The 17,476-nt window shown below is 71.1% G+C and carries 13 protein-coding genes; 4 read left to right on the plus strand and 9 right to left on the minus strand.

The window, feature by feature from the left end:
* Positions 1-155 precede the first annotated feature (155 nt).
* The gene (locus ACWDU4_RS14300; protein ID WP_450114571.1) at positions 156-1,304 is read left to right on the plus strand and encodes an alkaline phosphatase family protein; all 1,149 of its coding nucleotides are present in this window, start codon (positions 156-158) and stop codon (positions 1,302-1,304) included.
* Positions 1,305-1,397: 93 nt separating this feature from the next.
* On the opposite strand, the gene ACWDU4_RS14305 is transcribed toward ACWDU4_RS14300, so the two are convergent.
* The 4 genes from ACWDU4_RS14305 to eccCa all read right to left on the minus strand — a co-directional run bounded on the left by ACWDU4_RS14305 (position 1,398) and on the right by eccCa (position 7,498).
* Positions 1,398-1,688 carry a WXG100 family type VII secretion target gene (locus tag ACWDU4_RS14305; protein ID WP_450114572.1) on the minus strand — a complete coding sequence of 97 codons (291 nt, stop codon included), beginning with the start codon at positions 1,686-1,688 and terminating at the stop codon, positions 1,398-1,400.
* Positions 1,689-1,728: 40 nt separating this feature from the next.
* Positions 1,729-2,043, minus strand: coding sequence for a WXG100 family type VII secretion target (locus ACWDU4_RS14310; RefSeq protein WP_450114573.1), 315 nt, complete (start codon positions 2,041-2,043; stop codon positions 1,729-1,731).
* 146 nt (positions 2,044-2,189) lie between these two features.
* Complete coding sequence (locus tag ACWDU4_RS14315) at positions 2,190-3,530, minus strand: type VII secretion-associated protein (RefSeq protein WP_450114574.1); 1,341 nt, start codon at positions 3,528-3,530, stop codon at positions 2,190-2,192.
* A complete protein-coding gene (gene eccCa, locus ACWDU4_RS14320) occupies positions 3,527-7,498 on the minus strand; it encodes a type VII secretion protein EccCa (RefSeq protein ID WP_450114575.1) in 3,972 nt (1,323 codons plus the stop codon). Before eccCa ends, ACWDU4_RS14315 begins: the two co-directional genes overlap by 4 nt.
* A gap of 257 nt (positions 7,499-7,755) precedes the next feature.
* Here eccCa and eccD point away from each other — a divergent pair, with 257 nt between their 5' ends.
* Entirely contained in the window at positions 7,756-9,165 is a 1,410-nt protein-coding gene (gene eccD / locus ACWDU4_RS14325; protein ID WP_450114576.1) for a type VII secretion integral membrane protein EccD, read from the plus strand.
* Positions 9,165-10,523: a type VII secretion-associated serine protease mycosin gene (gene mycP, locus ACWDU4_RS14330; protein WP_450114577.1), complete on the plus strand. Its 1,359-nt coding sequence runs from the start codon at positions 9,165-9,167 to the stop codon at positions 10,521-10,523. The genes eccD and mycP overlap by 1 nt, the downstream gene beginning before the upstream one ends.
* Here the strand turns inward: mycP and eccB are convergent.
* A complete protein-coding gene (eccB, locus tag ACWDU4_RS14335) occupies positions 10,496-11,944 on the minus strand; it encodes a type VII secretion protein EccB (RefSeq protein WP_450114578.1) in 1,449 nt (482 codons plus the stop codon). The two genes, mycP and eccB, sit on opposite strands and share 28 nt — an antisense overlap.
* Before the next feature lie 128 nt (positions 11,945-12,072).
* Here eccB and eccE point away from each other — a divergent pair, with 128 nt between their 5' ends.
* Entirely contained in the window at positions 12,073-13,656 is a 1,584-nt protein-coding gene (gene eccE / locus ACWDU4_RS14340) for a type VII secretion protein EccE (RefSeq protein WP_450114579.1), read from the plus strand.
* A gap of 4 nt (positions 13,657-13,660) precedes the next feature.
* Here eccE and ACWDU4_RS14345 read toward each other — a convergent pair whose 3' ends face one another.
* The 4 genes from ACWDU4_RS14345 to ACWDU4_RS14360 form a co-directional block, all read right to left on the minus strand.
* Positions 13,661-14,224, minus strand: a complete 564-nt coding sequence (locus ACWDU4_RS14345) for an NADPH-dependent FMN reductase (RefSeq protein WP_450114580.1) — start codon at positions 14,222-14,224, stop codon at positions 13,661-13,663.
* 151 nt (positions 14,225-14,375) lie between these two features.
* The gene (locus ACWDU4_RS14350) at positions 14,376-15,275 is read right to left on the minus strand and encodes an Ig-like domain-containing protein (protein WP_450114581.1); all 900 of its coding nucleotides are present in this window, start codon (positions 15,273-15,275) and stop codon (positions 14,376-14,378) included.
* Positions 15,276-15,308: 33 nt separating this feature from the next.
* Positions 15,309-16,511, minus strand: coding sequence for an Ig-like domain-containing protein (locus ACWDU4_RS14355; RefSeq protein WP_450114582.1), 1,203 nt, complete (start codon positions 16,509-16,511; stop codon positions 15,309-15,311).
* A 107-nt stretch (positions 16,512-16,618) separates the two neighbouring features.
* A partial coding sequence (locus ACWDU4_RS14360; protein ID WP_450114583.1) for an Ig-like domain-containing protein occupies positions 16,619-17,476 on the minus strand: 858 nt, incomplete at its 5' end.

Genomic DNA, 17,476 nt, shown 5'->3' on the forward strand with positions numbered 1-17,476 from the left:
TGCTCTCACCCGGGGGGCGGAGTCGGTGTCCGTGTCGCTCTGACTCGACAAAAGTTACGTGATCGACCGCGCTCCCGCAAATCGCCTGGTCACAGGCGTGAACTCGCGACGTTCTGCTCGTATGCGGCATGCAGAGCCGGCACTAGCCTGAGCACATGTTGCTTGCTCCGCAGTACGGGCGGGAATCGCTGTCCGATCTCGTGCCCTCGGTCCTCGCGCACCTCGGTGTGCCCGGCGAGACGAATCGCATCGGTATCGACCTCACCGGTGTCAACCGCGTGTGCATCCTCTTGGTCGACGGTTTGGGTGCGGAGTTGCTCGCCGCGCACCCGAAGGAGGCACCGTTCCTGAGCTCGGCCGGTCCGGCACCGGTGCTGACGGCGGGCTTTCCGACCACCACTGCGGCGAGCCTCGCCTCGCTCGGCACCGGACGGCCGTCCGGAGAGCACGGTGTCGTCGGCTACCTGATCTCGGTGCCCGGTGAGGACCGACTGATGAATCCGCTCAAGTGGCGCCTACATGGGGAGGGCCCGAAGGTGGACCTGCTGCGGGAGCTCGTGCCCGAGGAGTTCCAGCCGAACCCAACCGCGTTCGAACGGGCCGCGGCGCACGGCATCGCGGTCTCCCGCGTCGCACCCGCCTACCAGGGCGGCTCCGGCCTGACCCGCGCGGCGCTGCGTGGCGGCGAGTTCCGTCCCAGCTTCTCCATGGGGGATCTGGCCGATGCCGCGGTCGCCTCGATGCGCGACGGTCAGCGTTCCCTGGTGTACGCCTACCACGGCGAACTCGACCTGACCGGGCACGCCCGCGGGCCGGAGTCGACTGCGTGGGCCCTCGAACTCGAGCAGGTCGATCTCCTCGCCCGGCAGATCGCGGCGCGGCTCCCCGCGGACGGCGCGCTCATCGTCACCGCCGACCACGGCATGGTGCAGGTTCGCTCCCCCATCGACATCGATCAGGACAGCACCCTCAAGGAAGGTGTGCGCCAGATCGGCGGCGAACCCCGGGCCCGGCACGTCTACACCGAACCGGGCCAGGCCGACGCGGTGCTCGACCGGTGGCGTGACCGTCTCGACGACGGGTTCGCGGTGTACTCCCGCTCCGACGTGATCGCGCGGGGCTGGTTCGGCCCGACGATCAGCCCGGCAGCCGCCCAGCGGATCGGCGACGTGATCGCGGTCGCGACCCGCGACGGCGCCCTGATCCGCCGCGGCGCCGAACCACTGCAGTCGATCCTGGTCGGCCATCACGGCTCACTCACCTCGGCGGAACTGCACGTCCCGCTGCTGGTGTTCCGCCCCTGACACACACGATCCCGACGCACATCCGATACGCACGAAGACGTCCCCGGTGGCTCTCCTCCACCGGGGACGTCCTCGTCCATGAACGCGTGCGGGTCAGGACCAGCTGGCCGCCGCGCGGTTGTTGGTCGCGTTCATGTCGTCATTGCCGGCGCCGACCGCACGGCCGATCGCCTCGAGCACCTGGTTCAGGTCGTTGGCCGCGGAATCCCACTTGGCCTGCTGCGCCTGGTATGCCTCGGCGGCGGAACCCTCCCACTCCGCGACGAGCGGTGCGAGGTAGCTCTTGAGGTCCGCGAGCTTGCCGTTGATGCCGGCACTGCTGGCCGCGATGTCGGCGCGGGCGCCGTCGATGGCGGCGAAGTCGTAACGCATGGTTCCACTCATGTTGTCCCCCTGGTCGAGTCGTTCGAACCTGTCCGGCAGGTCAGAGATTGAGGCTGCCGCCGGCATTGCCGATTGCGCTGACGTGATCGTCCTGGGCGGCCGCGAAGGCAACACCGTTGGCGCGGATGTTCTCGCTGATCGCCAGCAGCGACTCGTTGAGGCGCTTGGCGCTGTCGTCCCAGCGCACCATCAGGTTGTCGAAGGCCAGTTTCGCCGATCCCTCCCACACGCCGTTGACGGCAGTGAGCCGGCCCTGCAGCGAGGACAGCAGCCCCTGAATGTCGCCGTTGACGTCACCCACGTGCCGCGCCGCGGCCTCCATGGTTTCGGTGGTCGTCCTCATCTGACCGCTCATGCACCCCTCCTGATTTCTGTCGCGTCCGGGGGTTCAGCCCGGTCGGGCCGATGCCGGAAGCGCGTCTACACCCAATTGGACGCACCGACCGCGCGGTTCGGTTCCGTCCGGTCGGGATCAATTTCGGCGGCGCCTGCCGATCCGGGTCAGCGCGGCGCGACCGTGACCGAGCGGGCAATGTCGTCGCACTGCGGTTCCAGGTCCGGCAGGCGGTCGCGCGGCGCCTGGCAGCCGAGACTCACCTGAAGTCCGTCGGTGACGAACACCTGCCACCGCACCTGGGAATCCGGATCCGGGAACTCCCGGTAGGACAGCGCAGGCCGGGACCCGACGTCGACCCGTTCCAGCGAGCCGAAGGTGTCGGCACGCTCGGCGATGCGGGCGGCGAGGGTGCCTGCCACCGCGTCCAGATCGGCACCCGGATTGAGTTCCTTGTGCACCAACAGGATCCGGGCCGGGCGACCGTCGACGCGGACCAGTTCGACCCGGTCCGGGCGGCTCGCCGGTGCACGCTCGACCCAACCGGCGGGCACCGTGATCTCGGCCCGCCCCGACGCCGCCCGCACCTCCACCGCGGGTGCCACTGCGGCCGTTCCCTCGGGGTAAGACCTGCCGAGGTTCCAGGCCACCGCAGCAGCGGCGATCGCGGCGAGCAACGCCCCGGCCACGACGGCGCGCGGGAGTCGACTCCGGGAACGAGGCACGGGTTCCGGGTCCGCGGCGCGGTGACCGAGCAGATCCAGCGCCCACGAATACGCACCGTCGACGACGGCAGCGCCGCGGACCTCACGAACTCGAGGCAGCGCGCCCCACGCCCGGCTCACCTCTGCGGCCAGTGTCGCCGCCCGGGACGCCGAGAGTTCGCCCGTGATCGCCACCCGTGCCGGGGCCTCGGGCTGCCATGCGTGTACCTCCGACACGAGTTCCGCTGCGGCGTCGAGGCGTTCGGACAGATCCATGGACCCGACCGTGTCGACCGAAACCCGGTCGTCGTCCTCCGTGGACGACGCCGCGGACGACAGCATTCCGACCTCGATCACGATCCCCTCGTCCTCGAGGACGCGGTTGACGGCATCGGCGGCAGCGATCACCCGTACCTCGCGGGCCACAGCACGACCGGCCGCGCTCAGCGCGCGGCGCCTATGCGTTCCCCAGCCCGTCGGGCAGGTCAGCACGAGCACGTCCACCGGGGTGGAGGCACCGACCGCGGCGGCGACGTGAGCCAACAACGCGGCGAGCACCTCGTGGACGGGCACCGTGGTCGTTCCGAGCAACAGCACCTCGTCGTCGATGTACCGGATCGGCGCCGGTTCGAACACGTCGTCACCGACGGCCGTGGCCCGCTCGACACCGACCACGAGCCCCGCGGCGTCGATCATGACCCCCGCCGGGCGCTCGACGGTCCGGTCCTCGTGGCGAGCCCACACCCTCGTCTCGGTCAGGTGCACGGCCGTCGGCCCACGCTGCGCGCCCTGCCTCGCCGTCACAGCGGCGGCAGCCAGGCGACCTGAATGGATGACATTCCGGACCGGGTCACCAGTGTGGCCCGGCCGGGCGGCATCTCGGTGGGGCGGGCGGTGCCGATGAGGTTGCCCTCGTCCCGGCTGCCGCTCATCACCAGTCCGGTCGGAACGAGGTCGCGCAGGCGCGCGATGATCGGTTCGTAGAGAGCGCGGCCGGCACCGCCCGACCGGCGGGCCACGATCAGGTGCAGGCCGACGTCCTTGCCGTGCGGGAGGTAGTCGAGCAGCGGCAACAGCGGGTTGCCGCTGGAGGTGGCGACCAGGTCGTAGTCGTCGACGATGACGTAGATCTCCGGTCCGCTCCACCACGAGCGGTCCCGGATCTGCTGCGGGGTCAGGTCGGAACCCGCCATCCGGCCTTCGAGTACCCCCGCGAGTTCGCCCATCATCGTCGTCAGCGTCGGACCGTTGGCCGCGTAGCCGGCGAGGTGATCGCCCTCCACCGCGCCCAGCATGGTGCGCCGGTAGTCGGCGAGGATCAGCTTGGCCTGCTGCGGGGTGTTCGACTCGATCAGCCCGGCACAGATTCCGCGCAGCAGCGTGGTCTTGCCCGCCCCGCCGTCGGCGAATGCCAGCAGGTGCTGGTGTTCGGAGAAGTCGACATGGACGGGCGCCAACTCGGCCTCGTCGATGCCGATCGGAACACGCAGGCACGGAACGCCGTCCGCCGGCGGCCAGTCACCGATCCGCGCGACGACATCGGCGCGCGAGCAGCGGTCGGGCAGCATCCGCACCGGCACCGCCCGCCCCGTCGTCCCTGCCCCGATCCTCGCGACGGCGTCGGCCACCCCCGCGGTCAGGTCGGCACTGTCGGCGCGCCCGTCGATCCGGGGCAGCGCCGTCAGCAGGTGCAGTCCATCCGCCGTCATTCCTCGTCCCGGCCGCCCCTCGGGTACCCGGGATGCCTTGGCCCGGCCGACATCGGAGTCGGACGGATCACCGAGACGGAGTTCGATCCGGGTGCCCAACTGGTCCTTGAGCGCGGGGCGGATCTCCGCCCAACGGGACGCGGTGACCACGACGTGCACACCGAACGACAGCCCCTGCCCCGCGAGCGCCCCGATCTGGGCCTCCAGCGGTTCGAAGTCCTGACGCACCCCCGGCCAGCCGTCGACGACCATGAAGACGTCGCCGAACGGATCCCCGTCGAGCCCGGCCGCAGCGGAGCCACCGGCGGCGCGCAGTCGCCGGAACTCCGCCATCGAGTCGATCCCCAACTCGCGAAAGCGCCGCTCCCGCTCGCGCACCAGTGTCGTCATCTCGGCCACGGTCCGTCGGACCCGGTCGACATCGAGTCGGTTCGCGACCGATCCCACGTGCGGCAGGGACGCCAGCCCCGACAGGGTGCCACCGCCGAAATCCAGGCAGTAGAACTGGACCTGCCGCGCGGTGTGGGTCATCGCCATCGCCAGGATCAGGGTGCGCAACGCCGTCGACTTGCCCGACTGCGGACCGCCGACCACCGCCACGTTGCCGCGGGAGCCGGACAGGTCGACGACCAGCTGGTCGCGTCGCTGGTCGAACGGGCGGTCCACGATGCCGACCGGAGCCCGAAGCGTGACCGCCACCGCGTCGGTAGCGGTCGGCGCCGGAACCAGCCGATCGAGGGTGGGCGGCGCGTCGAGCGGAGGCAGCCACACCTCGTGAGCCGCGTTCCCGTGACCGCGGACCCTGTCGACGACGACGCCGAGGACGGTGCGGCCACTGTCCTCGACATCGGACTCCGCTTCGGCCACCACCGTGATCGGGGCAATCGGCTCGAGCACGCTCACCGCGGCGGCGGTGAAGGGACGCGGCCGCAGGTCCACGGCCGCACCGGATCCCGCGGACCCGCCTGGCGTCGTCCGCCTGCGGTACGGTCCGGACACGTAGGCGGAGGCGAACCGGACGACCTCGGCGGAGTCGCACTTGAGGTAGCCGGCGCCCGGCGTGGCCGGCAGGTGATACGCATCGGGGACGCCGAGAACGGTTCGGGACTCGTTCGCGGAGAAGGTCTTCAGGCCGATCCGGTACGAGAGGTGGCTGTCGAGGCCACGCAGCCTGCCCTCGTCGAGTCGCTGACTGGCGAGCAGCAGGTGGATGTGCAGCGACCGGCCGAGGCGCCCGATCGCCACGAACAGGTCCGCGAACTCCGGTTGCTGGCTGAGCAGTTCGGAGAACTCGTCGACAACGATGAACAGCGCGGGCAACGGCGCGAGGTCGGCGCCGGACGATCTGGCCCGCTCGTAGTCGGTGACGTTCGCGAAGTTGCCCGCGGACCGAAGCAGTTCCTGCCTGCGGTTCATCTCCCCGGCCAGTGCGTCGCGCATCCGGTCCACCATCGCGAGTTCGTCGGCGAGGTTGGTGATCACCGCGGCGACGTGCGGCACGTCATCGAGCCCGAGGAAGGTCGCACCGCCCTTGAAGTCGACGAGGACCAGGTTGAGCGCGTCGGGAGAGTGGGTGGCCACCAGTCCGAGGACCAGCGTGCGGAGAAACTCGGACTTTCCGGAACCCGTTGCCCCGATGCACAACCCGTGCGGGCCCATTCCGTTCTCGGCGGCCTCCTTGAGGTCGATCTCGACGGGGCTGCCGTCGAGCGCGACCCCGATCGGAATCCGCAGACGGTCCCGTGGGCTACGCGGCGCCCAGGTCCGTGCCGGGTCGAGCGTGGCGACGTCGGGCAGTCCGAGCAGCTGCTGCCAGTCCGCGGCCGCGCCGTCACCCTCCCCCTCGTCGGCGGTGGCGGCCACGGCGACACGGAACGGCGCGAGGCGGCGGGCCGCGGTCTGTGCCTGGTGCACGCTCAACCCGTCGGCGACAGCGAAGGTCTCGATGCCCGAACCGCTCCGGGCGCCAAGCGATCCACCGGTGAGCACCAGCTGGATACCGCGCGTCGCCGACAGCGTCGGCCGACAGCCGCCCAGGTCGAGAACCGTCACCGAGTCGAGCCCTTCGTCGAGCACCCCGACCGCCGAGGTGATGCCGCCGTCGAGGACGACCACCACCTGCGGGACGCCTGCGGTGGCCGGCGCGGTCCGGGAGAACCTCGCCCGCATCGCCAGCGTGGGGCCGAGGGTGTCCTCGAGTTCGGCCAGCGAGCCGTACACCATTCGCCCGCTCCCGGCGCCGTCGTGGCGGTCCGGGTGCTGCGCGTGCGGGAGCCACTTCACCCACTCCCACTCACCGGCGGTGTCGGGCCCGCACACCACGACGACGTGCAGTTGGTCGGGGCTGTGGAAGGTGCACAGCTGCACCAGCATCGACCGGACCAGCGAACGTGACGCCGCGCGGTCGCCCTCGAACCCGATCGCCGCGAACCCACGCAACGCCACCGCGGTCGGCAGCTCCGGCACTACGGAGTGGGTGCGGACGAAGCGGCGCAACGACACGGCGGCGACCGGTTCGAGGTCCTCCACGGGCCCGGTTTCGGGCGCGATCAGTCGGGTCGCGAGGCGCTGACTGCCGCGGCCGACCCGAACGTGGCAGTGATCGGGGTCGGTGAGGCGGCGCTCCCACATCCGGGTCGACCCGGCGAGCGTCCACAGGTGTGCGGGGTCGGGGTGGCTCCACTCCAGTGCCGTCCGTTGCCGCTCGACGGTGTCGTAGACGTCGCGGCGCAGCTGATCGAGGTAGCGCAGGTAGTCCTTGCGATCCTCGTTGGCCTCCGCGGCCCGGGCCCCGCTGCCTCGTCCCCCGGCGAGCATGCCGAGCATCGAGACCACCATCATCACGGGGAACAGCAGCGTCATCGGGTTCGCGGCCATCCCCGTGGTGAACATCAGCGCGACCATGCCGACCATCGCGACGACCATCACCACCGGCAGCATCTTGGTCAGCAGGTTCCCGGGCACGATCTTCGGGATCTCCGGGGGCGGCTGCAGGCTCACCTCGCCGCCAGGGGTGCGTGGCACCTCACTGCGTGCCTTGCGCACGAAACGCACGGTGGCCATGCGCGATCACCCCCCTGGTGTCGGTCGAACCGGCGCCGACGCGGTCGGCGGACGAGGCGACCCTCCCCCGGGTCGTCGTCTCGAGCGTTGGACAGTAGCGCACACCGGGCTCCGCCCGCGACCACACCGGGCTCCACCCGCGACCCCCGGAACCCCACCGCCACCGCCGATTGCCGTAAAGTGCCCGCAGTTTCGTAGTGGAAGGCGCGGGTGGGGACCCGCGCTCGAGGGGGGCTGTCGTGACGAACGGTGTGACTGTGGGTGCCCGCACGGATCTGTGCAGGCTGACGATCCTGACCGACCACACCCAGGTGGACCTCGCGCTGCCTGCTGGCGCGCCCCTCGCCCTGCTGATCCCGGAGATCGTCTCGATGATCGAGATACACAGCGACACAACACCTTCTCTCGACCACTCGACCGGGGCGACGGAGTGGACGCTCGGCAGGCTGGGCCAGGCTCCGATGGACCCGACCGCGACACTCCTCGACCACGGTGTGCGGGACGGGGACCTGCTCCTGCTGCAGGCCGCCGACCGGCCGGCCCCGGCACCACTGTTCGACGACCTGATGCACAACGTGGCCGCGATCGAGGTGGACACCTTCCGTCGGTGGACGCCCGGGTCCGCCCGGCTCACCGGCTCGGTGGCGGCCGTCGCGCTGACGGCGATCGGCTCGCTCGCGCTGCTGGTCGCTCGCGCGCACGACGGCGGACTGGTGGGCATGATCGCGGCGCTGACCGTCGCGGTGCTGTTGGTCGCGGCCGGTGCCGTCGTCGCCCGTGTCTACGGCGACGAGCGGTCCGGGGTGACGTTGTGGGGCGCCGCGCTGGCGCCGGCGTTCGCCGCCGGCGCACTTGTGGTGCCCGGCGACCTCGGGGCCGCGAGCCTGCTCCTCGGCGCGGTCACCGGCGGCGGGTTCGCCGTCCTCGCCGCGCGGGTCAGCGGAGTCGGCATCGGTCTCGCGGTCGCGGCGGCCGCCGCGGCCACCGCAGCCGCCGGTGCCGCCGGGGTGGCTGCTGCGACCGACCTGCCGGGAGCGGCGATCGGCGCCGCGGTCACCGCATGCGCCCTGGTCCTGCTGGCCGTCGCACCCCGGGTGGCGATGCTGCTCGCTCGGCTGCCGCTGCCACCTGTGCCGTCCCCCGGTTCGCCGCTCGACGCGGAGGAGTCCGCGGACGGACCACTGCCGTCGTTTGTCGGCCTCGACGCGAGAGCGGGCCGGGCCCGCCACCTCCTCACCGGGTTGGTCGGCGCGGCGAGCGTGGTGGCCGCCGTGGGCTCCCTGATCGCCGCCGGTGCCTTCGGGACGGACGGAATCGACTGGCCGGGAATGCTGCTGGCCGTCGTTGCGGCCGTGGTGCTGATGCTCCGGGGCCGCACGTACGCCAGCATCGCGCAGGCCGGGACGCTGATCGGGTCCGGCACCGCCATCCTGCTCCTGTTGCTCACCGGGGCGGCGATCACCGAACCGGGACTGGCACCGATCCTGTTCGTGATCGCGACCCTCGGCGTGGGTCTTGCCCTCACGCTCGGCGTCGTGGCCCCGAATCACGAGTTCTCCCCGGTGCAGCGTCGTGCCGTCGAACTGGTCGACTACGCCGCGATCGCCATGGTGCTCCCGCTGGCCTGCTGGGTCGGCGGTCTCTTCGCCGCGATGCGCGGGCTCTGATGCGGTGGCGGCAAGCCGTCGGGGCGCTCGCCGCGGCGGCGGTCGTCCCGGCAGTGATGTCCGGAACCGCTGCGGCGGTCGCGCCCCCGACCATCGACCCCGGCAGCCTGCCGCCCGGGAATCTGCCACCGGTGCAGTCCGAACTGCGCGATCCGTGTGCCCAGACATCCGCGGCGGCGAACCCGGCCGAGGTACCCGCGCCGCAGCAGTCGCTGGACCTGGACTCCGTGTGGCCGCTGACCACCGGTCGCGGTCAACTCGTCGCGGTGATCGACACCGGCGTAGAGCATCATCCCCGCCTCCCCGGGCTGGTTCCGGGCGGCGACTTCGTGTCCACCGGTGACGGCACCGCCGACTGCGATGCCCATGGCACACTCGTCGCCGGTCTCATCGCCGCGACCCGTTCGGACGCAACCGGCTTCGCCGGGGTTGCACCGGACGCCCGGATCCTGACCATCCGACAGTCCAGCAACATCTACCGGCGGGTCGGGGCCGACCCCGACACCGACGGCCGGAACGCCCGCGGTGTCGGCAACCTGACCACCCTGGCGTCCGCCATCCGGCGCGCGGCGGACATGAACGCGACGGTCATCAACATCTCGGAGGTGGCATGTGTGCCGCCGGGCGCCGGGGACCATCGCGCCCTCGGGGCCGCCATCGACTACGCGGCCCGTGTGCGCGACGCGGTGATCGTCGCGGCCGCAGGCAACCTCGACGCCTGCCCGCAGTCGAATCCCTCGCCCGATCCCGCCCGGCCGCACGCAGACCCGTGGGAGGACGTCACCACGGTTGCCACCCCGGCCTGGTACGACGAGCAAGTGCTCGCGGTCGGATCGGTGAACGGCGACGGTTCACCGTCCCCGTTCACCCTGCCGGGGCCGTGGGTCGACGTCGCGGCGCCGGGCACCGCGATCACGTCTCTGGATCCCCGGCGCCCGCTGGACGACGGACTCACCGCCTCAACGAACGGCGGGCCTGTCGAAGGCACCAGCTTCGCGGCCCCGTACGTCGCGGGCACGGCGGCGCTGGTACGGGCCCGGCACCCGGAACTCACTGCGCCACAGGTGATTGCCCGGATAGAGCGGACAGCGCATGCTCCGGGGGCGGGCTGGGATCCGTACGTCGGACACGGGGTGATCGACCCGCTGGCCGCGGTGACCACACCGCTGGTCGAGGCGGTGACGTCACCGCAGTCGACCGCGATCGCCATCCCCGCGCCGGAATTGCCACCGGACACCCGCCCGCGCACCGTCGCCCTGGTCGGCTCCGGCATCGTCGCGACCCTGCTGGGGCTCGGCGTGCTCGCCTCGTTCCCCCTACGGCGCCGGCTTCACCGAGGCGACACGTCCGCGGGGTGATCGTCCGGGGCGACCCCGTCGTGGGCCAGGAACGCCGCCTCACGACCCAGTTCGGGTCCCGGCGCGAGCAGGCCGAGGATCGGCCAGGGGGCGGGTGCGGTGGCCTCACCGAACCCCAAGAGCGTTGCGGTGTCGCGATTCTCGACGCCGTAGCGGACACCGGTGTCGGCGACGAAGAACAGCGCGCCCTGCCGCCCACTGGCGGGCGTGATGCCCGTCGAGTGGACCAGCGCTCCGACCCCGGGACGCACGAAGAACGCGTCGGCATTGTCCCCGGTGCCGTCGCTCTGCGCGAGGGTCACCGGCCGCGCGTCCGCCGGTAGCGGCAACCGGTTGCCCGCGACCACGGCGACGGTCGCGCGCACGCCACCGTCACCGGAGACCGGCCGCCAGGACAGGCAGCCCACCGGATCACGACGATCGTCGACGATGCGGGGCGGCGTGTCCGGGAAGGTCTCGACGGCGAGGGTGGTGGACTGTGGCGGTCCGGTCACCGCGTCGGGAGTGACGATGTCCATCCCGGCCGCGCCCTGTGAGTCGGCATAGCGGATCAGGTCCGCCGTGGCCCGGCCGATCCGCTGCAGCCCGTCGGCGAGGACCGCGTAGTACCGGGTCTCCTGGGCGTCCTGAACCTGGACGACGGAGCCGATCGGCTTGCCCTGGAACGAATACGACGGCTGCGCTCCGGCGTCGCGGATGACCGGCGGGGTCAGCGCGGGGGCCTCGGGAATCGCGCCGAGCAGCCCCGCGCTGACCGGCCGCGGCACCACTCCGTCGAGGTCGAACGCCAGCGAGACCGCGTGGTCGCCGAGGTCGACGCGACTGCGTGTGCCGTCGTGCACGAGATAGGTCCCGTCCGTACCCTGAACCAGCAACGCCTCGTCTGACGAGAGGTCGCGGACGCCGTCCGGGAGATCGGGGCCACCGACGATGACGGCGGTGCTCACCGCTTTTGCGCCGCCGGGGGCGATCGAATCGCACACCGTCCAGGCACCCGGATCGTCGCTCGGCAACGCCGACGGCGCACCGGGAATGCCGAGCAGCGGCCCGCGGGGCAGCGAACCCAACTCTGTTTCCTGCACGACCACCGGGGTGTCGGCGCCGCCGACGATCAGCCGCGCCGACGCGAGATTCAGGACCGGATGCAGCGTGTCCTCGAGAACCACGAACATCGCCCCGGAGTCCTTTCCGACGACGATCCGGGCGTCCCCGATCTTGTCCTGCGGTCGGATCAGTGCCAGCGCGGCACATCCCGCCACGCCGATCACCGCGAGCAGGGCACCGGCCGCCAGTGCCCGCGACTGACTGCGCATCGGATCGTGCAGCATCCGTACGTCCCGCCGCACCAGCGCGTGTTCCATCCGCCGTACCAGGAAGCGATATCCGCTGACCTGCCAACGGCTCGTCGGCTGTGCTGCCATGTTCCCTCCCCCACTTGGCGCGCACTACGGGGGCACAGAGTACAGTCCGCGTGAGCCGCGACGTGGGGGACGTCCGGACGGGGTAGGGGGAAATCGTGATTCGTGGGCGTGGCCGGTATCGGCCACCGATGCCCGTGGTCACCGTGGTGACCGCGCAGGTCGTCGCGCTGGCCGCCGGCATCGTCGGATCCGTTGCCGGGCTGATCTGGTGGCAGGCACTGCTTCTCGCGGCCGCAGCGGCCGGAGTCTGCCTGCTGCCGGTGCAGCGACGCACCCTGCTCGACTGGGCACGCACCCTGATCCGCTATCGGACCCGCATGCGGGTCACCGCCACGGAGACCACCGACTTCATCGCCCCGGACGGAACCGTGATCGGCGTGTGCGCGACCGCGGGAACGGTGTGCACGGTGATCGAAATGCAGCCGGTTGCCGGATCGGTGACCCGACTGGGCCGGGACGGGGTCGACGAGGATCATCCCCTTCCTTTGCGGACTCTCACGGAATCCCTTGTTCAGCATGACATCTCACTGGCCGGAATCGACATCGTCGCGCACGGGCGTCGCACCGACCCCGAGGCGACGGTGGCATCGGTCTACGACGAACTCGTCGGCCCACTGGCCGCGACCGCGCACCGGACGGTGTGGCTGGTGGCGCGGTTCCACGCGACGGGCGACGTGGCGGCGGTCGCGCGTCGCGGCGGGGGCGGCGGCGGCGCCGTGCGGGTGGTGGCGGTCGCCGCGCAGCGGATCGTCCGCGCACTGCAGGCGGCGGGCTCCGGGAGCCGCATCCTGCCCGCGTCGGAGATCCGGACGGTCCGCGCCGCGATCGCCGGGGACGACGAGCCGGGACGCCCCGCGTGGACGCACGTTCCGGTCCCGAACGGGCACAACACCGGCTACTCGATCGACCCGCGCGCGCTCGGCACCGCGCTGCTGTGCTCGGTGTGGGCCACCCGGTCGCTGTCGACGATCGTCACGGTCCGATTGCGGCCCGGGCCGTCGCCGAGCGAGGTCCGGATTGCCGCGTCGTGCCGGCTGACGACGACCGAACTGCCCGAGCGGCTGCGTCTGCCCGGCCTGACGCCGACGATCGGACGCGAGGCCGAGGCGCTGCGGTCGCATCTGCCGGGCGCCCCCGCCTCACTGGATGCACTGACCTCCTTCGCGGTGGCCGACGCGGGCCGGTTGGACGCATTGACGATGCCCGTCGCAGGCTGTGGTCAGCTGATCGGCTCCGACGCGGAGGGCCGGGGCGTGGCGGTGCGCGTCGTCGGCCCCGACATCGATGTCGTGAACGTCGTCGGGGAGCTGTACCTGGCCCAGCAGGTCGTGCTGCGCGCCGTCGCGACCGGTGCGCGCCTGGCCGTGCTCACCACCCGACCGCAGTTCTGGCGGCCGTTCGTCTCGGCCGTCGCGGACCCCGCACGACTGGTCCTCACCGACGGGGCCGCACCGCTCGCCCCGGAGGCCACGGCGGTGGTGCTGGACGGGGTGGGCCCGGTCCCGCTGCCGCGTTCGGTCACCGCGATCCGGGTCCACGAGTCGCTCACCCCGACAGAGGGTGCGGCAGTGTCGATCCTCCAACCCGGCGGTCACGGGAATCGGATCATCCTGTGGGCGAATGGAACCCGTCGAGACCTGACGCTGGTGACGATCGCGGCGGAGACGGCGTTCCTGGGGCGACCGGCGACGGAACCCGCGCCGGCGCGCTGAGAGCTCAGCCCGGATACGGCCGCGCTCGTCGGGCGACGCGCAACGTGTCCGCCCACCAGGCGAGTTGGTCGAGCAGTCGAGCGGACCCGTCGATCGCGGCGCCGTCGGCGGTCTCCCCCTCTGCGTCGAACCTCTTGCGGGCCTGATGAAAGCTGACGGTCTGGCGGACCGAGACCATGTGGACCTCCGCTACCACCTGTCGCAGCTGTTCGGTCGCGCGCAGTCCCCCGGACAGCCCGCCGTACGAGACGAAGCCGACCGGTTTGGCTCGCCATTCCTGCTTCGCGGTGTCGATGGCGTTCTTCAGCGCGGCCGGGTACCCGTGGTTGTACTCCGGTGTGACCATCACGAACGCGTCCGCGGCGTCGACACGGCGGCGGAACCGTCGCACTTCCTCGGTGTCGGAGTGATCGAGGGGCAACGAGTTCTCGGCGAGATCGAGGACAGCGGTGTCGAATGCCGGATCCTGTCGGGCACGACGAACGAACCAGTCGGCGACGACGGGACCGAACCGGCCCTGACGGACGCTGCCGACGATCACCTCGAGGCGGAGCGGGTCTGCGGGCACCCTGCCATCATGCCGCACAACGTCGAGTCGTCATCAGGGCGTACAACACCCGGAACATCGGGGCGTACAACGCCCGGAATATCGGGGCGTACAACGCCGCGCAGCCCCCTGACCGGAACCGGTCAGGGGGCTGCTCACGGGTACTCCGGGGCTAAGAACCGAACGGCAGCAGTCCCGACAGGTCGAGGCTCCCGCCTCCATCGGTCGGGGCCCCCGCCACCCGCACGGTCATCACCGGCGAGGTCGACTCCTGGTACCGCCCGGCACCCGAGTAGACCGCGGTGATGTCGTGCGCACCGGCGGTGTCGAAGGTGTGCGAGAGCGTCGCCCCGCCCGACGCGACCGCGACCGGCGCGCCGATCGGGGTGCCGCCATCGCGGAACTGCACGGTGCCACCGGACGGCGCGGGCGCCACGGTCGCGGACAGCGTGACCGCGCCACCCGCGGTCGCGGTACCGGGAACCGTCAGCCCGGTCGTGGTGGCGATGTCGGGTGCGGGCACCTCGACATTGACCCCGATCGGGTTGAACACCTGGCTGGACTGGAACGTCGCGACGTCGAACGCCAGCCCGCTGTCGAAGGTTCCGGGCGCCGCGGTATCCGGAACCCGGTAGGTGACCTCGAACGTGACGTCCTTGTTCTCGCTCAACGGCCGGTCCGACGTCAGCCAGTCACCGGTGACGGTCAGCCGGTTGGCCGCGGCGTCCAGCGTCGGGGTCAGCAGGTCCGTCTTCGGACCGGAGGTCAGCTCCGACGACGTCACCTTCGCACTGCCCGGCACGTACTCGAAGCCGGCCGGGTGCACGTCGGTGATCTTCTTGATGTACCGGTCGACGATGCTGGTCACCTCGAACACGGTCGTGTAGGTGACCGTCGCGCCGCGCCCGACGGTCCCCGGTGTGACGCTCTTGGTGACCCTGATGTTGTCGGTGGTCTTCGTCGCCGACGTCGGTGCGGCGGCGGCGGTGCCGCCCCCGACTCCGAGTCCGACCACGACCACCGCCGCGGCGCCGATCGCCGCGATCGAACGCCGAATCATGTTATGGGACACGCGTTTTCCTTCGTTCATGTCTGCGCACATCGGTCAGGAAGCAAAGATGCTGGTGAGCGAACCCGTGTCGAGCGAGCCGGTCCCGCCGTCGCCGCCGTCGCCGTTCCCATTCCCGTTGTCGGCACCGCTGACCGTGACGGTCACGACCGCCGAACTGGACGGCTCGAGAGTGTCGGTGCCGGTGAAGGACGCCGTGATCGGGTGTGCACCGTTGGCAGTGAAGGTGTGCGTCAGCGTCGCGGTCCCGCCCGCGACGTCGACCGTGCCGATGACGGTGCCGTTGTCCTTGAACTGCACCGTTCCACCTGCCGGGGACGGAGTGACGGCCGCCACCAGGTTGACCGGGACGCCGGCCTGCGCGTCCGCGACCGCGCTGAGGACGGTGGAGGTCGGCGCGGTGACGTTGACGGTGCTCGGCGCGGACGTCGACGCCGTGTGGTTCCCGGCCCCGGTGAACTCGGCCGTGATGGCGTGGGCCCCGTTCGCGTTGAAGGTGTGCGACAGGGTCGCGGTGCCGTTCACCGGAGTGACCGGAGCGCCGATCGCGACGCCGTTGTCCTTGAACTGGACCGTGCCGCCGCCGGGGGTGGGCTCGACGGTGGCCACGAGGTCCACGGCCGTGCCGACGCGGGCGGTCGCCGGCGCGGCGACGGTCGTCGTGGTGGTCGTGGTCGGCGCCGACACCTCGACGTTCACTCCCATTGGGTTGAACACCTGGGACGACTGGAACGTCGCGACGTCGAATGCCAATCCACTGTCGAACGTTCCGGGTGCCGCGGTGTCGGGCACCTTGTAGGTGACCTCGAACGTGACGTCCTTGTTCTCACTGAGCCAGCGATCCGATGTCAGCCAGTTACCGGTGACCGTGAGCCGGTTGTTCGCATTGTCGATCGACGGCGTCGGGGTTTCCGTCGACGGCCCCGACGTCAGCTCCTCCGAGGTGACCTTCGCGCTGCCCGGCACATACTCGAACCCGGCCGGGTGCACGTCGGTGATCTTCGTGATGTACCGGTCGACGATGCTGGTCACCTCGAACACCGCCTTGTAGGTGACCGTCGCACCGCGCCCGACGGTCCCCGGCGTCACGCTCTTGGTCACCTTGATGTTGTCGGTGGTCTTCGTTGCCGACGTGGAAGCCGCCGAAGCAGTTCCGGCGCCGACCACACCGACACCCAACGTTGCGAGGGCAACGGCACCGATCGCCGCAACCAACCGACGAGCACTGGGACGAGCCATGGTCGATCCTCCACTGTGCAGGAACCGAATCCGGTTCACGGGAAAGAACTCTGGGGGTATCACGAAACGGCCCGCCCGGGTGCCGTCACCCGGGCGGGCCGTTGTCGTCAGGAACCGAAGATGTTCTCGAGCGAGCCGCCGCCCTGGGCCGGAGCCGCAGACACCGTCACGACGCCCGCCTCCGAGGTCGACGCGGTGTGCCCGGTTCCGCCGGAGTACACCGCCGTGATGTTCTTCGTCCCCGCCGCGGGGAAGGAGTACGACAGCGTCGCCTTGCCGTCGACGATCGCGGCCGGCAGGCCGATCGCCCGGTCACCGTCCATGAACTGCACCGTGCCGCCGGCTGTGGCGGGCGCGACCGTCGCTGTGAGCACGACGGTCTGGCCGACAGTCGCCGTGGCCGGGACCACGATTGTCGTCGTGGTCGCAACGTCGGTGGGCAGCGGATCGGACACAATCACCGTGGCCGGCTGCGAGGTCGAGTTCAGGAAGCCCGGCCCGCCAACGAACACCGCGGTGATCGACTTCGAGCCGGCCGCGTCGAATCCGTGCGAGAGGGATGCGATTCCGTCGGCGACCGCCACCGGGCCGCCGATGCTGACGTCACCGTCCTTGAACTGCACGGTGCCCTGAGCGTTCGACGGGGTCACGGTGGCCGTGAGTTCCACGACCGCACCGACCTTTGCGGTCGCCGGCGCCGAGGCCAGGACCGTCGTGGCGACATCGGCCGGCGCAGGATCCGACACCGTCACCGGCGACACAGCCGACGTCGACGTCAGGAACCCGGCAACGCCCGAGTACACCGCGGTGATCGACTTCGCACCCGCCGCATCGAACGTGTGCGACAGCGTCGCCACGCCGCTCGCGACCGCAACGGGGGCACCGATGTTGGTGTCACCGTCCTTGAACTGCACCGTGCCACCCGTCGGCGCCGGCGACACCGTCGCCTTCAACTCCACCGACTG

This window comes from Rhodococcus sp. NPDC003348, assembly GCF_053589375.1.